This window comes from bacterium, assembly GCA_021372775.1.
Lineage (GTDB): Bacteria > Acidobacteriota > Polarisedimenticolia > J045 > J045 > JAJFTU01.
In genome coordinates this window covers 1-2545 of record JAJFTU010000477.1, presented here as the reverse complement: position 1 = coordinate 2545, position 2545 = coordinate 1, and the positions used below count along the sequence as shown (strand labels likewise).

The 2545-nt window shown below is 70.3% G+C and carries 3 protein-coding genes; all 3 read left to right on the top strand.

Features of this window, described 5'->3' with window-relative positions; all coding sequences use genetic code 11:
• Positions 1–676: histidine kinase (locus LLG88_16420; protein MCE5248493.1), on the top strand; the 676-nt coding region annotated here is incomplete at its 5' end.
• Entirely contained in the window at positions 673–1527 is an 855-nt protein-coding gene (locus LLG88_16415; protein MCE5248492.1) for a metallophosphoesterase, read from the top strand. The genes LLG88_16420 and LLG88_16415, both read left to right, overlap by 4 nt.
• Before the next feature lie 52 nt (positions 1528–1579).
• The coding region (locus tag LLG88_16410; GenBank protein ID MCE5248491.1) for an MFS transporter at positions 1580–2545 on the top strand (966 nt) is incomplete at its 3' end.

The window sequence follows — 2545 nt, the reverse complement described above, 5'->3', positions numbered from 1 at the left end:
CGAGGGGATGGGCGGGCCGGTGGAGCTGGAGTTCGCGGTGAACCTCCGCCCCGGCTCGGGCCGGCCGCCGGAGTTCGGCTTCCTGCAGATGCGCCCGCTCGCCCTGTCGCACGAAGGGGAGGAGCTCGACTTCGCCGACGTCCAGGACGCCGACGCGGTCTGCCGCTGCGCCAACGTGCTCGGCAACGGGCGGATCGACGGGATCTACGATCTCGTCGTCGTGGACCGCGACCGCTTCGACCGCGCCCACAGCCGCGAGGCGGCGCAGGAGGTGGCGCGGCTCAACGCGCGGCTCCTCGACGACCGCGTCCCGTACGTGCTCGTCGGCGTCGGCCGCTGGGGCTCGACCGATCCGTGGCTCGGCGTGCCGGTCACCTGGGACCAGATCGCCGGCGCGCGGGCGATCGTCGAAAGCGGCTTCAAGGACTTCCGCGTGACGCCGTCGCAGGGCACGCACTTCTTCCAGAACCTGACGTCGTTCCAGGTGGGATACTTCACCATCAATCCTTCGGCGAAGGACGGCTTCGTCGACTGGGACTGGCTGACGGCGCAGCCGACGGTGACGGTCGGGGAGTACGTCCGGCACGTCCGCCTCACCGCGCCGCTCTCGATCCGCATGAACGGCAAGCGGCGCGAGGGGGTCATCCTCAAGCCGCGCGAGGCGCCGCGTCCGTGACCTGCTTCTTCGCTTCGGACCTCCACGGCGACCGGAGCCGCTACGCCAAGCTGTTCGCGCGGATCCGCGCCGAACGTCCCGCGGCGGTCTTCCTCGGCGGCGACCTGCTCCCCTCCGGCTTCGGCGCGGTCGGCGACCTGCCGGGCGAGCGTTTCGTCGAGGAGCTGCTCGGCGGCGGGCTGGCCGAGCTGCGGCGCGATCTCGGCGCCGCCTACCCGCCCGTCTTCGCGATCCTCGGCAACGACGACCCGCGCAGCTACGAGGAGGACGTGCGGCGTCTCGAGACGCGCGGCCTGTTGACCTACGTCCACGACCGCACGGTCCCGTTCGGGCAGTTCGCGGTGCGGGGCTACGCGATCGTCCCGCCGACGCCGTTCGGCCTCAAGGACTGGGAGCTCTACGACGTGTCGCGCTTCGTCGGCGCCGGCTGCGTGTCGCCCGAGGAGGGGTGGCGTTCGACTCCGGTCGAACCGCACGTCGTCCGCTGGGCGACGATCGCCAAGGATCTGGCGCGGATCGCCGGCGACGAGGACCAGTCGCGTTCGATCTGGCTCTTCCACGCCCCGCCCTACCAGACGACGCTCGACCGCGCGGCGCTGGACGGTAAAATGATCGACTACCATCCGCTCGACGTGCACGTGGGAAGCATCGCCGTGCGGCGGTTCATCGAGGCCCGCGGGCCGGCGGTGACGCTGCACGGGCACGTCCACGAGTCGGCGCGGATCACGGGCGCGTGGCGCGACCGCCTCGGCGGCGCCGAGATGTTCGGCGCGGCCCACGACGGCCCCGAGCTGGCGCTGGTTTCGTTCGACCCCGCGCGGCCGCGGGACGCCGCGCGCCGACTGCTTTGACCCCGCTCCGCGACCGCCCGGCGACGACCGCTTTTCCGCATCGAGGTTTTTGATGAGCGACGGCACGGCCCCCTGCATGAACGACCACGCGCTCCCGTTCTTCCATCCCGCCCGACCGGCGTTCCGCTTCACGGTCCTGATCTACGCCGGGCTGCTGACGTTCGGCAGCTACTTCGCCTACGACGCGATCGGGGCCCTCTCGCCGAACCTCATCCAGGCCTGGCAGACGACGCGCGAGTCGATCGGCTCGCTCTACACGATCTACAGCGTCGCCGCGGTCCTCTCCGTCTTCGTCGGGGGCGTGCTGATCGACAAGATCGGGACGCGCATCGCGAGCCTCCTCTTCTCCGCGCTGATCGTGATCGGCGCGGCGATCGTCGCCCTCGCGCCGTCGGTCACCGTGGCCTGCATCGGACGCTTCATCTTCGGCGCCGGCTCCGAGTCGCTCGTCGTGGCGCAGAACGCGATCCTCGCCCGGTGGTTCCGCGGCAAGGAGCTCGCGCTCTCCTTCGGCATCACGCTGGCGATCGCGCGGCTGGGAACGCTGTTCACGTTCAACACCGAGCAGCTGATGGCCTCCCGCTGGGGCTGGCAGACGGCGCTCTGGGCCGCGGCGGGCCTTTGCGTGCTGAGCTTCGCCGGCAACATCGTCTACTACTTCATGGACCGCTACGGCGGGCGGGTGCTGCAGCTCGAGGACGGCGAGGCGGGGGACAAGATCGTCCTCGCCGACATCGCCAAGTTCCGTCCCTCGTACTGGTTCGTCGTGCTGCTCTGCGTGACCTTCTACTCGGCGATCTTCCCCTTCACCGCCCTTTCCACCGACTTCTTCCACGAGAAGTGGGCGCTGCCGCTGACGGTCGACTCCGGGAACACCGGCTTCTTCTACGCCGCGTTCCAGGACTTCCTGCACATGTTCTCCACCGCGCCCGGCACGTCGTCGATCATCATCTTCGCCTCGATGTGCTTCGCGCCGTTCGCCGGCGGCCTCGTGGACAAGATCGGCCGCCGCGCCTCG